The organism is Aeromonas sp. R5-3, from assembly GCF_040908225.1.
Lineage (GTDB): Bacteria > Pseudomonadota > Gammaproteobacteria > Enterobacterales > Aeromonadaceae > Aeromonas > Aeromonas dhakensis.
On record NZ_JBFODH010000028.1, the window covers coordinates 33,399 to 49,453 of the forward strand.

Annotated in this window: 15 protein-coding genes and 2 pseudogenes; 6 read left to right on the top strand and 11 right to left on the bottom strand. The window is 61.9% G+C overall.

Going from position 1 to position 16,055, the window contains the following annotated elements:
* Window positions 1-153 precede the first annotated feature (153 nt).
* Window positions 154-810 (top strand): OmpA family lipoprotein, encoded by a 657-nt coding sequence (locus AB5Y95_RS19225; protein WP_005307410.1) that lies wholly within the window; start codon window positions 154-156, stop codon window positions 808-810.
* Window positions 811-968: 158 nt separating this feature from the next.
* On the opposite strand, the pseudogene AB5Y95_RS19230 reads toward AB5Y95_RS19225, so the two are convergent.
* From AB5Y95_RS19230 to tusA, 4 genes and pseudogenes are all read right to left on the bottom strand, one after another.
* Window positions 969-1,058: pseudogene (locus tag AB5Y95_RS19230) on the bottom strand (endoribonuclease L-PSP); the annotation flags it as partial.
* Window positions 1,059-1,086: 28 nt separating this feature from the next.
* Window positions 1,087-1,176, bottom strand: a pseudogene (locus AB5Y95_RS19235) (endoribonuclease L-PSP); the annotation flags it as partial.
* A gap of 28 nt (window positions 1,177-1,204) precedes the next feature.
* Window positions 1,205-1,552: a RidA family protein gene (locus tag AB5Y95_RS19240; RefSeq protein WP_270832293.1), complete on the bottom strand. Its 348-nt coding sequence runs from the start codon at window positions 1,550-1,552 to the stop codon at window positions 1,205-1,207.
* Between the two features lie 21 nt (window positions 1,553-1,573).
* Entirely contained in the window at window positions 1,574-1,819 is a 246-nt protein-coding gene (gene tusA, locus AB5Y95_RS19245) for a sulfurtransferase TusA (RefSeq protein ID WP_005307416.1), read from the bottom strand.
* Window positions 1,820-1,990: 171 nt separating this feature from the next.
* On the opposite strand from tusA, the gene AB5Y95_RS19250 reads away from it, so the two are divergent.
* A complete protein-coding gene (locus tag AB5Y95_RS19250; RefSeq protein ID WP_005307420.1) occupies window positions 1,991-2,182 on the top strand; it encodes a hypothetical protein in 192 nt (63 codons plus the stop codon).
* 72 nt (window positions 2,183-2,254) lie between these two features.
* On the opposite strand, the gene AB5Y95_RS19255 is transcribed toward AB5Y95_RS19250, so the two are convergent.
* The 6 genes from AB5Y95_RS19255 to AB5Y95_RS19280 form a co-directional block, all read right to left on the bottom strand.
* The gene (locus AB5Y95_RS19255) at window positions 2,255-3,493 is read right to left on the bottom strand and encodes an ABC transporter substrate-binding protein (protein WP_368161842.1); all 1,239 of its coding nucleotides are present in this window, start codon (window positions 3,491-3,493) and stop codon (window positions 2,255-2,257) included.
* Between the two features lie 4 nt (window positions 3,494-3,497).
* The gene (locus AB5Y95_RS19260; RefSeq protein ID WP_005307426.1) at window positions 3,498-4,943 is read right to left on the bottom strand and encodes an ATP-binding protein; all 1,446 of its coding nucleotides are present in this window, start codon (window positions 4,941-4,943) and stop codon (window positions 3,498-3,500) included.
* Window positions 4,944-4,995: 52 nt separating this feature from the next.
* Entirely contained in the window at window positions 4,996-5,718 is a 723-nt protein-coding gene (locus tag AB5Y95_RS19265) for a response regulator (protein WP_010635539.1), read from the bottom strand.
* 342 nt (window positions 5,719-6,060) lie between these two features.
* Entirely contained in the window at window positions 6,061-7,245 is a 1,185-nt protein-coding gene (gene fadA, locus AB5Y95_RS19270) for an acetyl-CoA C-acyltransferase FadA (protein WP_319870930.1), read from the bottom strand.
* Window positions 7,246-9,393, bottom strand: coding sequence for a fatty acid oxidation complex subunit alpha FadB (gene fadB / locus AB5Y95_RS19275; protein ID WP_124250766.1), 2,148 nt, complete (start codon window positions 9,391-9,393; stop codon window positions 7,246-7,248).
* 202 nt (window positions 9,394-9,595) lie between these two features.
* Window positions 9,596-11,533, bottom strand: coding sequence for an acetoacetate--CoA ligase (locus AB5Y95_RS19280; RefSeq protein ID WP_368161843.1), 1,938 nt, complete (start codon window positions 11,531-11,533; stop codon window positions 9,596-9,598).
* A gap of 190 nt (window positions 11,534-11,723) precedes the next feature.
* On the opposite strand from AB5Y95_RS19280, the gene pepQ reads away from it, so the two are divergent.
* The 4 genes from pepQ to hemG are packed head-to-tail and all read left to right on the top strand — an operon-like array spanning window position 11,724 to window position 15,689.
* Entirely contained in the window at window positions 11,724-13,046 is a 1,323-nt protein-coding gene (pepQ, locus tag AB5Y95_RS19285; RefSeq protein ID WP_139753620.1) for a Xaa-Pro dipeptidase, read from the top strand.
* Entirely contained in the window at window positions 13,046-13,663 is a 618-nt protein-coding gene (locus AB5Y95_RS19290) for a YigZ family protein (RefSeq protein ID WP_042051286.1), read from the top strand. The genes pepQ and AB5Y95_RS19290 overlap by 1 nt, the downstream gene beginning before the upstream one ends.
* A gap of 36 nt (window positions 13,664-13,699) precedes the next feature.
* Window positions 13,700-15,157, top strand: a complete 1,458-nt coding sequence (locus AB5Y95_RS19295; RefSeq protein WP_010635534.1) for a TrkH family potassium uptake protein — start codon at window positions 13,700-13,702, stop codon at window positions 15,155-15,157.
* 7 nt (window positions 15,158-15,164) lie between these two features.
* Window positions 15,165-15,689, top strand: coding sequence for a menaquinone-dependent protoporphyrinogen IX dehydrogenase (gene hemG, locus AB5Y95_RS19300; protein ID WP_005307448.1), 525 nt, complete (start codon window positions 15,165-15,167; stop codon window positions 15,687-15,689).
* Window positions 15,690-15,821: 132 nt separating this feature from the next.
* Here hemG and AB5Y95_RS19305 read toward each other — a convergent pair.
* Window positions 15,822-16,055, bottom strand: a 234-nt coding sequence (locus AB5Y95_RS19305; RefSeq protein WP_368161844.1) for a hypothetical protein, incomplete at its 5' end; no start/stop codon positions are given.

The following is a 16,055-nucleotide window of genomic DNA, read 5'->3' on the forward strand; positions in this document are numbered from 1 at the left end:
TTCCGGCTGCCGGTTCAGTCGGCATCCAGCCAGCGTGCGGATACTGGGACGTGGGCAGAGAGGGGCGTGACGCTGATAACGTCACACCTTGGCACACCTCTGGGGTAGAATGCGCCCTCTTTGGATTTGAGTCGGTTTTTTTAGAGGTTTTTCATGCATTTCAAGACAATCGTTCCCGCCGTTGCTCTGGCCGTCGCCCTGAGCGGCTGTACCACCAACCCCTATACCGGCGAGTCCCAAACCTCCAAGGGCGCCTGGGGCGCACTGGCGGGCGCCGCTGCGGGTGCCGCCGTGGGTGCGCTCTCCTCCAGCAAGGGTGACCGCAAGAAAGGGATCCTGACCGGCGTGGCCGCCGGTGCCGCGTTGGGTGGTGGTATCGGCTACTACATGGACGTGCAGGAAGCCAAGCTGCGCGAGAAGCTGCAAGGCACCGGCGTCAGCGTGACCCGCAACGGTGATCAGCTGATCCTCAACATGCCGAACAACGTCACCTTCGACAGCTCCAGCGCCCAGCTGAAGGCCGCCGGTGCCAACACCCTGTCCGGCGTGGCCATGGTGGTCGCCGAGTTCGACAAGACCCGCCTGAACGTGGTTGGTCACACCGACAGCACCGGCTCCCGCGAGCTGAACATGAAGCTCTCCGCCCAGCGCGCCGATGCCGTCGCCGCCCAGCTGATCGGCCAGGGTGTGACCGGCAGCCGCATCGCCACCAGTGGCGTGGGCCCGGATCAGCCGGTCGCCACCAACAGCACAGCCGAAGGCAAGGCCCAGAACCGTCGGGTGACCATCACCCTGACCCCGACCGCCTAAGCGGCCCGGTTCGCAGCCATGAAAAAGGCCCCGCCAGCGATGGCGGGGCCTTTTTATTGGGGCCGTTGCGAGCAATGGCGCCTTGTTTTTTGCCCTCTTCTCCCCTTGCGGGAGAAGGGACGGTGTTGGCGTCAGGGGAGCCAGGCATCCCACCCGGCTTAGACGGCGGCAGTCAGCTGCACTTCTACCTTGTAGCCTTCGTGGGCCAGACGGGCCTGAACACAGGCGCGCACGGGGGCTGTGTCGGCATCAGGGGAGCCAGGCATCCCGCCCGGCTTAGACGGCGGCAGTCAGCTGCACTTCTACCTTGTAGCCTTCGTGGGCGAGACGGGCTTGTACACAGGCGCACACGGGGGCGGTGTTGGCGTCAGGGGAGCCAGGCATCCCACCCGGCTTAGAGGGCTGCTGTCAGCTGCACTTCCACCTTGTAGCCTTCGTGGGCGAGACGGGCCTGAACGCAGGCTCTCACCGGTGCGGTGCCCGCCGGAATCCAGGCATCCCACTGCTCGTTGAAGGCGGCGATGTCTGCAATGTCCTTGAGATAGATGTTGGCCATCAGGATCTTGTCGACGCCGGAGCCATTGGCTTCCAGCAGGCGCTGCAGGCTGGTCAACACTTCGCGGGTCTGCTGGTGAATATCGGCGGTGTCGGTGGCGGGCACTTCCACCACGTAGAGGGTACCGTTGTGAATGACCACGTCAGACCAACGCTGGGTGGTGCCGATTCGGGTAATAGCTGGCATGGATTGCTCCGGTAGTGTGGCTTACTGGCCCTTGCGGATCAGATAGCGGTAAGGGGCCTGCTCTGTCTCGCTGGCGACCAGGGTGTGATCCATGAAGCGGCAGAAACTGGGAATGTCGCGGGTGGTTGAGGGATCGTCGGCACTGACCAGCAGGGTCTCCCCATCAGCCATCAGCCGCACTTTTTTACGCACCATCATGACAGGTTCGGGACAACGAAGCCCGATTGCGTCCAACTCGTGAGTCGCGTCGCAGAATAAAGCACTCATCAATAATCAACCTTCAACCAAATCAGCTGCCAATGATACTCACGGCGAAAAAATAATCAAACGACCTGGGCTGTCAACAGCATATGTAACCAAAGTGTTATCCGGCCCTACCCACACCCCGCCGTATGAGTAATATAAAAATTGAACCATATTCAACAAGGAGGTGTGAATATGCAGGTCTCCTACGGCAGATTACAAGCCTACGCAGGCATGGGGTTCTTGTCTTTCGCCATGATAGTGATGGGCAGCCCGATCGGTAACACCGGCACCTGGTTCGGTTCCATGGTGATGATCGGACTGGGGCTCTGGATCGAGCTCAGCGATTACTACGACGAGGATGAGGACGAAAACGATCAATCCTGACCCCAAGACTCTCACGATGACAAAGGCGGATATCTCATCCGCCTTTGTCGTTTCTGGCCGCAGTGAAAAGCGTCAGCGGGTCGAGCGCATGGCCCGCTCCAGATGCAGGGCGGTCTGTTGCGGGTTGGCTCTGGGGTCGTTGAAGAAGTTGCTCAACACATCCATGATCGCCTGGCGCATGTTGGTCGGCGTCGCCATCCCCTCCGCCATGCTGGGCAGCAGGTTGCCCTCTCGCTCCGCCTGCAGGAAATCCTGGTAGGAGCGCACGGCGCAGCGGTCGAACTTGCTCATGTCCGGTTTGACCAGCGCCGGGATAGAACCCTTCACCCGGTTGAACTCCTGCTGGAAGCGCGGCGTCATCAGCAGCTGGGCCAGTTCGCCCTGGGCCTGCAGCTGGGCGGGATCCCGCTGCTTGAACATGGCGATGGAGTCGAGGTTGTAGCTGAACAGCCCCTGGCTGCCGGGGCTCGGCAGGCACTCGATATCCTCGCCTGGCCGATAGTTGCCGGCGCTCAGCTCGCCCTTTACCCAGTCCCCCATCACCTGCATGGCTGCGCCGCCGCTCTCCAGCAGGTTGGTGGCCTGGTGCCACTTCAGGCCGGCGTATTTCTCCGGCACATAGCCGCGCAGCTGCTGGAAGCGGGTCAGCACCCGCACCATGTCGGGACCGGTCAGGGTGGCGCTGTCCTGTTCCACGAACGCCTTGCGGTAGAACGCTTTGCCGCCCTCGCCGAGCGCCACCGTTTCGAACAGCACTGCCAGCTGCCAGGGTTCGTTGCCGATAGCGAGCGGGGTGATCCCTTTCTCCTTGAGCCGGTCGGCCACGGTCACGAACTGGGCCCAGCTGGTGGGGGGGGTCAGCTTGTTGCGCTCGAAGATCTTGCGGTTGAGCCACAGCCAGTTGACCCTGTGGATACCGGTGGGTACCGCCATCAGGGCGCCGTTCTGGCTGAGGGTCTCCCGCACCATGGGCGGCAGCTGGGGGTACCAGCCGAGGTGTTCGGCCATGGGGCTGAGATCGCGCAGGAAGCCGAGTCCGGCCCACTCCCGCAACTCGAACCCCTTGAGGTGGGCTGCCTCCGGCGGGTTGGCCGCCAGCGCCCGGCTTTTCAGCACCGTCATGGCGCTCTTGCCGCCGCCCCCTTGCACCGCGAAGTCGTTCCACTGATTGCCCTGCTCGGTCCATTCTGACTTGAGCACCTCCACCGCCTTGGCCTCGCCGCCGGACGTCCACCAGTGCAGCACCTCCACCTGGGAGGCGCTTACAGGCAGGGAGAGCAGGGTGATGACAGAAAAAGACAACCACTTCATAAGGTTACTGCCTTGGTAGGGAGAGGGTGGCCTGCAGGCCGCCCTGCGGACGATTTTCCAGCACCAGGTCGCCGCCGTGGGCGTGGGCTATGTTGCGGGCAATGCCCAGACCCAGGCCGGTGCCGGCCAGATCCGTGCTGAGCCGGTAGTAGGGCTCGAAGATGCGTTCGAACTGATCTTCCGGCAGGCCGGGGCCCTCGTCCATGATGAACAGGATCAGCATCTCTTCGTCGTCCATGATGATGATGCGCACTTTCTGGCCGTATTTGATGCCGTTGTCCACCAGGTTGCCGATGCAGCGCTTGAGGGCCAGCGGTTTGCCGCGGTAGGGCTGCTTGCAGTGGCCTTCGATGGTCAGCCGCTCGTCGTGCAGGTTCATGGCCTCCGCCATCTGTTCCAGCATGGCGTCGATGTCGAGCTGCTCGATGTTCTCGTGGATGTCGGTATCCTTCACCGTCTGCAGCGCCCCCTTCACCATCAGCTCCAGCTCGTCCAGATCCTTGTTGAACTTGGCGATCTGCTGCTCGTCGTCGAGCAGCTCGACCCGCAGCCGCAGCCGGGTGATGGGGGTCTTGAGGTCGTGGGAAATGGAGCTGAACAACCGCTCTCTATCGTCGATATAGCGGCGGATGCGGTGCTGCATGATGTTGAAGGCGCGGGTGGCCGCCACTATCTCGGAGGCCCCCTCCTCCTTGAGCGAGGGCTGGTCGATGTCCTTGCCGAGGTTGACTGCCGCCTTGGCCAGCCGGCGCAGCGGCCGGGTCTGCCAGCGCACCAGCAGGAAGGTGAAGAAGCAGAGGAACACCGTCATCAGGGCGATGAAGCGCACCTGGTTGCTGGGCATGACGGTATCATCCAGCGTCATGTAGGGGGCGGGCAACAGGGCCGCCAGATAGAGCCACTCCCCCGGCTCTATCTCGATCTGGGTCACCAGTACCGGCGGGTTGAGCGGCTCCAGCGACAGGGTGTAGCGGGCCCAGGAGGAGGGCAGATCCGCCAGCAGGGTGTCGTTGTTGAAGACGTGCAGATCCTCTGGCCGCGAGAAGTCCACCTTGATCGCCATGGCGTCGGAGAGCTTGCGGGTCAGCACCCCCTGCACCTCCTTGAGCACCAGCGTCTTGCGCTCGCTGTCGGGGATGGCGCTGATGTGGATCTCCTCCTCGTTCAGGGAGACGAAGAAGCGGCTGCCGCCCATGTTGCGCAGCTGGTCCAGCGCGATGTGGCGATACTGCAGCGGCAAGGATTTGAAGAAGTTGACGGTGGAGGCGGCCGACAGCGCCAGGTTGCGGGTGGTGCTGAGCATGCCCTCCAGCTCCCGCTTCTGGATCTGCTGCATCCAGATGCCGGTGAGGATGGTCTGGGAGAGCAGGATCGCCAGCAGCAACAGCAGCAGCATCCGCGACAGCAGGGAGCGGGGTACCAGAACCCGCCAGAACCACCTGCTATTCATGGGATCTCTCGCCTTGTGTCGATCAGCATGCCGTCGCTACCTTGCCGGGCCATCATGGGATCTCGTGCACCTCGGCAATCAGCATGTAGCCACTGCCGCGAATGGTCTTGATGATGCGCGGGCTCTTGCCGTTGTCACCCAGCTTCTGGCGCAGTCGGCTGATCTGTACGTCGATGCCGCGCTCCATCGGCAGGCTCTCGCGACCGCGAGTGGCGTCCGAGATGGTATCCCGGTCCAGCACCACGCCGGGCTGCTGCAGGAACATGCCGAGCAGCATGGCATCGCTGCCGGAGAGATCCAGCAGGCTGCCATCCTCGTGAGTCAGCTGGTGGCTCAGGGTATCCAGGGTCCATTCGGCGAAGCGCAGCCGACGGCTCGGCTCCTTCTCTTTCTCCGGCTGGCGAAATTCGGCGCGGCGCAGCAGCGCCTTGATGCGGGCCTGCAGCTCGCGCGGGCTGAACGGCTTGGCGATGTAGTCGTCGGCGCCGAGTTCCAGCCCGATCACTCGATCCGCTTCGTCGGAGGCCGCGGTCAGCATGATGATGGGAACCTGAGAGTCGCGACGGATCTGCTGGCAGAGGGTAAAACCGTCGTCGCCAGGCATCATGATATCGAGAATGATGAGGTCCGGGCTGTGCTGGGCGAGCTGCTGGCGCATCTCGTTGCCCTCCGCTGCGGTCAATACCTCGAAACCAGCCCTGGTCAGGTATTCATTGAGCAGCTCGCGGATCTCTTGGTCGTCGTCGACGATCAGCAGTTGTTTGCTCGTTGACATATGTATGTGCATCCACCCATTTTTTTGTGCAGATTGAACCTGTCGGGGGAGCAAAAAGCAAGCAAGCCCCCCATCTAATGTGAGGTTATGGGCAATATCCTCCCATATCCTGCCGTGCAAATAAAAAAGGCCGACCCAAACGGGCCGGCCAAGACGCAGATGCTGACGACAGAAGTGCACCCCGTGTGGCGCACTCCACAGACTCGATGACGGGGCAGTCTGACCGGCCCCAAAACCTGCGATACGGGCCGCCTCGCCGAGAAGCAGAAGCGGGCCCATATTGTAAAATTCAGCCCCTGGCGGGGCACTTCCCGGACCGGCGTACCGGTCCGGGAGATACAGTTACACTCGCTCGAACACGGTGGCGATGCCCTGACCCAGGCCGATGCACATGGTGGCCACGCCCAGGGTCGCGTCCTTCTCTTCCATCAGATTGATCAGGGTGGTGGAGATGCGGGCGCCGGAGCAGCCGAGCGGGTGACCCAGGGCGATGGCGCCGCCGTTCAGGTTCACCTTCTCGTCCACCACGTCTTGCAGACCCAGATCCTTCACGCAGGGGAGGGACTGGGCGGCAAACGCCTCGTTCAACTCGAACAGATCGATGTCACCGACGGTCAGACCGGCCCGCTTGAGCGCCTTCTGGGTGGCCGGCACCGGGCCGTAACCCATGATGGCGGCGTCGCAACCGGCGATGGCCATGGCACGTACCTTGGCGCGCGGGGTGAGGCCGAGCGCCTTGGCGCGATCCGCACTCATCACCAGCATGGCGGCAGCGCCATCGGACAGGGCCGAAGAGGTGCCGGCGGTGACGGTGCCGTTGACCGGGTCGAACACCGGGCGCAGCTGGCTCAGGGTGTCGACCGTGGTCTCGGGGCGGATCACCTCGTCGTAGTCGTAGAAGAAGCGGGCGCCGTTGGCGTCATGGCCTTCCAGCCCGACGATCTCCTTGGCAAAACGCCCTTCCACGGTGGCGGCGTGAGCGCGGCGATGGGAGCGGGCGGCAAACTCGTCCTGCTGCTGACGGCTGATGCCGTGCAGCTTGCCGAGCATCTCGGCGGTCAGCCCCATCATGCCGGAGGCTTTGGCCACCGACTTGGCCATGCCGGGGTGGAAGTCCACCCCATGGCTCATGGGCACGTGACCCATGTGCTCGACGCCGCCGATGATGAAGATGTCGCCGTCACCCACCTGGATGGCGCGGGAGGCGTCGTGCAGCGCCTGCATGGAGGAACCGCACAGGCGGTTGACGGTGACCGCCCCCACCTGTTTCGGGATGCCAGCCAGCAGGGCGGCGTTGCGGGCGATGTTGAAGCCCTGCTCCAGGGTCTGCTGCACGCAGCCCCAGTAGATGTCCTCGATCTCGTTCGGGTCGAGGTTGGGGTTGCGCAGCAGGATGGATTTCATCAGGTGCGCGGACAAGTCTTCTGCACGCACGTTGCGGAAGGCGCCGCCCTTGGACCGGCCCATCGGGGTCCGGATACAGTCGACAATGACTACGTCTTTCATGAATGGATCTCCTTTCCGCAATCAGTAGAAGGTTTTGCCCTGGGCGGCCATCTCACGCAGCTTGTCGCTGACGCGGTAGAGCGGGCCTAGGTCGGCATACTGGTCGGCCATGGCGACATAGCGATCCAGACCGATAGTGTCCAGATAGCGGAACACGCCGCCGCGGAAGGGAGGGAAGCCCAGACCGTAGACCAGCGCGATATCGGCTTCGGCTGGGGTGGCGACTATGCCCTCTTCCAGACAGAGCACCACCTCGTTGATCATGGGGATCATCATGCGGGCGATGATGGCGTCCTTGTCGAAATCCTGTTTCGGCTTGGCAATCGGGGTCAGCAGCTCGTAGCTGGCGGCGTCGGCCACCTTCTTCGGTTTACCCTTCTTGTCGGCCTCGTAGGCGTAGAAGCCCTTGCCATTCTTCTGACCGAAGCGGCTCGCCTCGTACATCACGTCGATGGCGGTACGGCCTTCCTTGCTCATGCGCGCCGGGAAGCCCTGCGCCATCACATCACCGGCATGGTGGCCGGTGTCGATGCCGACCACGTCCAGCAGGTAGGCGGGGCCCATGGGCCAGCCGAACTCCTTCTCCATCACCTTGTCGACGGCGGCGAAGTCGGCACCATCGGCAACCAGCTTGTTGAAGCCGAAGAAGTAGGGGAACAGCACGCGGTTGACGAAGAAGCCAGGGCAGTCGTTGACCACCACCGGGGACTTGCCCATGGCGGCGGCGTAGGCCACCACGCGGTTGATGGTGTCGTCCGAGGTTTGCTCGCCGCGGATGATCTCCACCAGCGGCATGCGGTGCACCGGGTTGAAGAAGTGCATGCCGCAGAAGTTCTCGGGGCGCTTCAGGCTCTTGGCCAGCAGGGAGATGGGGATGGTGGAGGTGTTGCTGGCGAGCACGGCGTCTTCGCCGATCACGCCTTCCACTTCACTCAGCACGGCCGCCTTCACTTTCGGGTTCTCGACCACGGCCTCGACCACCACGTCCACATGCTTGACGTTGTCATAGCTGAGGGTCGGGGTGATGGCGGAGAGCACCTGACCCATCTTGATGCCGTCGATGCGACCGCGCTCGAGCTGGCCGTTGAGCAGCTTGGTGGCTTCGCCCATGCCAAGTGCCAGCGCCTTCTCGTTGATGTCCTTCATCACCGCCGGGATGCCCTTGCTGGCGGACTGGTAGGCGATGCCGCCCCCCATGATGCCGGCACCCAGTACGGCGGCATGGCCGGTGGCCTTGTTTGCCTGCTTGGCGGCCTTCTTGGCCAGCGCCTTGATGTGCTGATCGTTGAGGAAGATGCCGACCAGCGCCTTGGCCACGTCGGTTTTCGCCAGCTTGATGAAGGTGGCGGCTTCGGCGGCCAGCGCTTCGTCACGACCCATGCCGGCGGCGGCTTCCACCGTCTTCACGGCGGCCATGGGGGCCGGATAGTGTTTGCCCGCCACGGCGGCGACCATGCCGGCGGCGGTGGTGAAGCTCATCATGGCTTCCAGTTTGGAGAGGCGCAGCGGGGCCTTCTTGGCGGCGCGGCGGCTCTGCCAGTCCAGCTTGCCCTTGATCGCGTCCTTGATCATCTGCACGGCGGCGCCCTGCAGCGCATCCGGGGCGACCACGGCATCGATGGCACCCACTTTGAGAGCGTCATCGGCACGGTAATCCTTGCCGGTGGTGATCCACTCCAGCGCGTTGTCGGCGCCGATCACTCGCGGCAGACGGACGGTGCCGCCAAAGCCCGGCATGATGCCGAGTTTGGTCTCGGGCAGGCCGATCTTGGCCGTGGTGTCGGCCAGCCGGAAGTCGGTGGAGAGAATGGTCTCGCAGCCGCCGCCCAGGGCGTGGCCCTTGATGGCGCTGAGGGTCGGCACCGGCAGATCTTCGATGGCGTTGAAGATGTCGTTGGCCTTTTTCAGCCAGCCGAGCAGATCTTCCTGCGGCAGATCGAACAGTTCCAGGAATTCGGTGATGTCGGCGCCGACGATAAAGGCGTCTTTGCCGGAGGTGAGGATCAGACCTTTTAGTTCACGTTCTTGTTGTAATGCGGCGATCGCTTCGCTCAGGGAGAGCAGGGTAGCGCGATCCAGCTTGTTGACTGAACCCGGAGCATCGAACCTCAGCTCGGCAATGCCGTCTTCGAGGTAGCTGACCGTCAGGGTTTCGCCTTGGTAGATCATGAGAGTGTCTCCTTGTTCCCACATGGTGGGGGGTGGTGCTCCTTTATCCCCAGCAGGGGGCGAGGCTCACTATTGATCCAAAAGAAGACAATTTCAACACCTATTTAAAACATTCGTTTAACAGATCTCGAGTAAAAGCTCGCCTCAGATTAACAACCAAAATAAAGGCGTCTGATGACGCCTTTATTAACCTTGTGTGGCCTCAGCTGGCCAGTTCGGGCCTGTCGCGATACTGGCTCAGCACCTCGGGATCGGCGAGGGCATGAGTGTTGTTGACGGGCCGGTTGTGCACCACTTCCCGCACCGCCAGCTCCACGATCTTGCCGGACTTGGTGCGCGGAATGGCGTCCACCTGCAGGATGCGGGCCGGCACGTGGCGGGCGGTGCAGTGCTGGCGCACCTGCTGGCGGATGCGCTCGCGCAGTGCTTCGTCCAGCTTGAGACCAGGCTTGAGCTTGACGAACAGCACAACCCGCTCGTCTTGCTGCCACTGCTGGCCGATGACGATGCTCTCTTCTACTTCCTCCAGTTGCTCGACGTAGCGGTAAATCTCGCTGGTGCCGATGCGCACGCCCCCCGGGTTGAGGGTGGCGTCGGAGCGGCCGTAGAACAGGATGCCACCGGTCGGGGTCAGCTCGATCCAGTCGCCGTGGCACCAGATGTTGTCGAACCGCTCGAAATAGGCGGCGTGGTACTTGTCGCCGCTGTCGTCTCCCCAGAAACCGATGGGCTGGGCCGGGAACGGCTTGGTGCAGACCAGCTCGCCCTTTTCACCCTGTACCGGCTGGCCCGCTTCGTTGAATACCTGCACCGCGAGGCCGAGGCCGCGCCCCTGACTCTCGCCGCGGTAAACGGGGCTGAGCGGGTTGCCGATGACAAAACAGGAGCAGATGTCGGTGCCACCTGAGATGGAGCTGAGCTGCACATCCTGCTTGATCTGCTGATAGACGTAGTCGAACCCTTCGGGAGAGAGCACGGAGCCGGTGCTGCAGATCAGCCGCAGGTGCGGCAGGCTGTGGGTCTTGATCGGGGCATAACTCTGCTTGTGCAGCGCATCCAGGTATTTGGCCGAGGTGCCAAACAGGGCGACCTCTTCGTCGCGGGCGAGATCCCACAGTACGTTGCCGTCCGGGTAGAAGGGGGAGCCGTCGTAGAGCACCAGGGTGGCGCCGGAGGCGAGCGCGCTCACCAGCCAGTTCCACATCATCCAGCCGCAGGTGGTGAAGTAGAAGATACGCTCCCCCGGCTTGATGTCGCAGTGCAGCTGGTGCTCTTTGAGATGCTGCAGCAGGGTGCCGCCGATGCCGTGCACGATGCACTTGGGCTTGCCGGTGGTGCCGGACGAGTAGAGGATGTAGAGCGGGTCATTGAAGGCCATCGGCTCGAACTGCAGGCTGGCATCCGGCTGGTCGGCCAGGATCTGACGCCAGTCGTGACCCAGCTGCAGGGAGTGGCCGAGCAGAGGGATCATGACCGTCTGCTCTATGCTGTCGATCTGGCCGACGACCCCCGCCACCTTGTCCTGAATGTCGATGGCCTTGCCGTTGTAGCGATAGCCATCCACCGCAAACAGCACCCGCGGCCGGGTCTGGCCGAAGCGCTCCACCACGCTGGCTTCGCCAAAATCCGGGCTGGTGGAGGTCCAGATTGCTCCCAGACTGGTGGTCGCCAGCATGGCTACCACGGTTTCCGGGATATTGGGCAGATAGGCTGCCACTACGTCGCCCCGGCCGATTCCTTGGCCACGCAGCCACTGGGCTAGCCTTGCGACTTGATCCGCCAGCTCGCGCCAGCTTAGGGTCTGGCTGGGGCTACCCTCGATGCGGGAGATGATGGCCGGCGTGTCATCCTGGCGGCGCAGCAGGTTTTCGGCGAAGTTGAGCCGGCTGTCGGGGAACCAGCGGGTGTGCTGCATCTCCTGGCGGTTCTCCGCCACTATGTTGCCGAGCTCGCCCTTGACGCCGCAGTGCTGCCACACCAGCGGCCAGAAACGGGTTGTCTTCTCCACCGACCACTGGTAGAGCTGGGCGTAGCTGTGCAGCTGCAGGCCGTGGAAGCGGTTGACCTCGGCCATGAAGTGCTGGAGGTTGGATTGCTGCATCCGCTCCTGATCCGGTTGCCACAGGCAAAGGTTGTGCATGAGTAGTCCCTGACTGCATGTATCTACCGGCAGTGTATTGAATTGTTTTTTATTTGTTAATGGTTGGTTTTTGTTTCATAACAAAAGCCTTGTAACGTATGCGTTACCTCACGAAGCGATTGCTTGACGGTTCGAGCCTTGATTCGCTTGATGTTATGCTGAAACCACATTTCTCCCGGAGCAGGACGCCATGAGCAGCTACAGCCAACTTTTTGCCCAGCACCTCGACACCTTGCAGCAGCGCACCCGCGACATACTGCAACAGCAGGGACTGGGCGGTCTGGCCATCCACTCCGGCCAGACCCACCGCATCTTCCTCGATGATCAGGATTACCCCTTCAAGGTGAACCCCCAGTTCAAGGCCTGGTTGCCGGTGCTGGACAATCCCCACTGCTGGTTGCTGGTGGATGGGGTGAACAAGCCGGTGCTGCTGTTCTACCGGCCGGTGGATTTCTGGCACAAGGTAGCGGACCTGCCCAACGCCTTCTGGGTCGACTTCTTCGATATCCGCTTCCTGACCCGCCCGGAGCAGGTTGCCGATCATCTGCCGGCCAACAGGCAGGAGTGGGCCTATCTGGGTGGCCATCTGGAGGTGGCCGAGCTGCTGGGGCTGGGCCAGCCCAACCCGGAGGCGGTCCTCAACTATCTGCATTATCATCGCGCCTACAAGACGGCATACGAGCTGGAGTGTCTGCGCGATGCCAACCGCATCGGGGTACGCGGGCACATTGCGGCCAAGGACTCCTTCATGGCGGGGGCGAGCGAGTTCGAGATCAACCTGGCCTACATGAAGGCGGTCGGGCAGGGGGCCAATGAGGCGCCCTACAGCAATATCGTCGCCATCAATCGCAATGCGGCCATTCTGCACTACACCCACCTATCCACCCTGCGGGTGCCCGATGCGGAGCGCTACTCCTTCCTCATCGACGCCGGCGTGGATGTGCACGGCTATGCCTCCGACATCACCCGGACCTGGGCCTGGCGGCGCGGCGAGTTTGCCGATCTGATCGCGGCGCTGGATGCCCAGCAGCAGGAGATCATTGAGGAGATCAAGCCGGGCCGCCGTTACAGCGAGCTGCATCTGCAGATGCACCACCGACTGGCGCGCCTGCTGCAAGCCACCGAGCTGGTGGACATGTCGGTGGACGAGATGATCCACACCGGGGTGACCAACGTCTTCTTCCCCCACGGTCTCGGCCACTTCCTCGGTCTGCAGGTACACGATGCCGGCGGCTTCATGCAGGATGAGCGCGGTACCCACCTGTCGGCTCCCGAACAGTTCCCCTATCTGCGCTGCACCCGGGTGATGGAGGTGGGCCAGGTGTTCACCATAGAGCCGGGCCTCTACTTCATCGACAGCCTGCTGGAGCCGCTGCGCCAGGGTGAGCAGGGCAAGCGGGTCAACTGGAACAAGGTCGAGGCGCTGCGCCCCTATGGCGGCATCCGCATCGAAGACAACGTGGTGCTGCATGCCAACGGGGTGGAGAACCTGACCAGACAAGCAGGGCTCTGATGGCGGCGGACTATTCCATACCGGCCGCACCGCTGGAGGTGAGTGAAGAGATCAAGAAGAGCCGTTTCATCACTTATCTTGCCCACACACCGACCGTCGAGGCCGCCAAGGCCTGGATTGGCGAGATAAAGCAACAACATCCCGGGGCCCGGCATCACTGCTGGGCCTTCGTCGCAGGTGCCCCGCAGGACAGTCAGGTCTATGGCTTCAGCGATGACGGTGAGCCCTCTGGCACTGCCGGCAAACCCATGCTGGCCCAGCTGATGGGAGCGGGCCTGGGTGAAGTCGCCGCCGTGGTGGTGCGTTATTACGGTGGTGTGCTGCTGGGCACCGGCGGCCTGGTCAAGGCCTACGGCGGTGGCGTGGGGGCGGCACTCAAGCAGCTCGAGACCCGCATCAAGCGCCAGCAGACGGCCTCTCTCATCCAGTGCGACTATGCCGACATGGGGGCCGTAGAGGCCCTGATCCAGGCTCATCAGGGCCAGTTGTTGACGGCCGACTATGGCGCCAGCGTCACCCTGCAGGTGGCGTGGGAGTCTGCGCTCTGGGCCCGAATCGCACAGGAATTGACCGACCGAACCCAGGGTCGGGTATCCCTTCGTCCCTTAGATGGCTAGAATCCATCGCTCTTTTGGTCTGAAGAGGGAGCCGGAATGCAGATTCTGAGCATCATTCGTATCGTTGGCCTGCTGGTCGCACTGTTCAGTTCGACCATGCTGCTGCCTGCGATGGTTGCATTTGGCTATCGTGATGGTGGTGGTGCCGAGTTCGTCAACTCCTTCTTCATCGCTCTGCTGCTCGGCGCCGCACTCTGGTTTCCCAACCGTCATCAGAAGAAGGACCTCAGGTCCAAGGAGGGCTTCCTCATCGTCGTGCTGTTCTGGGTGGTACTGGGCAGCGTCGGGGCCTTGCCGTTCCTGCTGGGAGAGGTGCCCGGCATGACGGTGTCCGAGGCCTTTTTCGAGTCGTTTTCCGGCCTGACCACCACGGGGGCGACCGTGCTCACCGGGCTGGACAACCTGCCCAAGGCGTTTCTGTTCTATCGCCAGCTGCTGCAGTGGTTGGGGGGCATGGGGATCATAGTGCTGGCGGTAGCCATACTGCCGCTGCTCGGCATCGGGGGCATGCAGCTCTATCGCGCCGAAATTCCGGGGCCGGTCAAGGACAACAAGGTCACCCCGCGTATCGCCGAGACGGCCAAGGCGCTCTGGTTCATCTATCTGCTGCTCACCTCCCTCTGCGCCCTGGCGTACTGGATGGCGGGCATGACCCTGTTCGATGCCATCTGTCACTCCTTCTCCACCATGTCAGTGGGGGGCTTCTCGACTCACGATGCCAGCATAGGTTTCTTCAACAGCCCGGCCATCAACCTGATCACAGTGCTGTTTCTGCTGCTGGCGAGCGTCAACTTTGCCCTGCACTTCATGGTGTTCGCCCACAAGCCGGTGCGCCTGAGCAGTTATCTGCGGGACTCCGAACTCAAGGTGTTCCTGAGCATCCAGTGTGTACTGGTACTGATCTGCTTCGTCTCCCTGTTGTTCCACGGCCACTACGATACCTGGCAGGATGCGCTCAACCACGGCCTGTTCCAGGCGGTGTCGCTGGGCACGACTACCGGTTACAGCACCACCAGTTATGCGGATTGGCCCTCTTTTCTACCCATGTTGCTGATGTTTTCCGCCTTCATCGGCTGCTGCGCCGGCAGCACCGGGGGCGGCATCAAGGTGATGCGCTTCATGATCCTGTTCCTGCAGGGGATGCGCGAGCTGAAGCGACTGGTGCATCCACGCGCCATCTATACCCTCAAGCTGGGCCGTCGCGCCGTACCAGAGCGGATTGTGGAGGCCGTCTGGGGCTACTTTGCCACCTATATCATTCTGTTCTTCATCTTTATGCTGTTGTTGCTGATGACCGGCTTGAATGAGGTGACCGCCTTCTCTGCCGTGGCGGCCGCGTTTACCAACGTGGGGCCGGGGCTGGGGGAGGTGTCGGCCAACTTTGGCAATATCTCGGCAACGGCCCAATGGATACTGGTGGTCGCCATGTTGTTTGGTCGATTGGAAATCTTTACGCTTCTGGTACTGTTTACCCCTGCATTCTGGCGTAGTTGAGGTTGGTATGGACAAGATTCTGGTGCTTTATTCTTCCCGTGACGGGCAAACGCGAAAAATCGTCGATGCCATGCTGGCTGAGATCGAGGGATGCGAGGTGGTGATGCAGGATCTGCACAGCCTGCCCATGTGCAACCTCAGCAAGTTCAAGAAGGTGCTTATCGGCGCTTCCATTCGCTATGGTAACTTCCACCCCAGCCTGTTCAGCTTCATTCATGCTCATCACGAACAGCTGGAAGTGGCCAACGCTGCCTTCTTCTGCGTCAACCTGACGGCCCGCAAGCCCGAGAAGCAGACCCCGCAGACGAATGCTTACATGAAGAAGTTTTTGCGTCTCTCCCCCTGGAAGCCAAAAACCCTGGGGGTGTTTGCCGGTGCGCTGCAGTACTCCCGCTATAACTGGTGGCAGACCCGCATCATTCAGCTGATCATGAAGATCACCGGCGGTAGCACGGATACCAGCAAGGACCTCGAGTTTACCGACTGGGACAAAGTGCGCAGTTTTGCCCGCGATTTCTGGTCAAAAAAATAGCCGTGGCAGTGTGAACGCGGCTTGAGCCCTGCGGATGCAGGGCTTTTTGTTTGATAAATAGACGCTTGACCGACCAAAACACGAAAAATGCCAGTTTTTGCAAAATTCCCCTTGTCATCGCGGTGCGGCTCCCTATAATGCGCCTCCATCGACACGGCAAGCGGCAACGCAAACAGCCGAGTCGGTAGCCTCGAAAAGCCTTTGAAAATAAGGCTTGACTCGAGAAGGCGGTTGAGTAGAATGCCACTCCCGCAGCAGCCAAAAGCTGCGTCGCTCTTTAACAATTTGAATCAAGCAATCTGTGTGGGCACTCACAGCATCGAGCATCAAAAACAATTTTTGATTTTCAATGTCTGATGAAGTGAC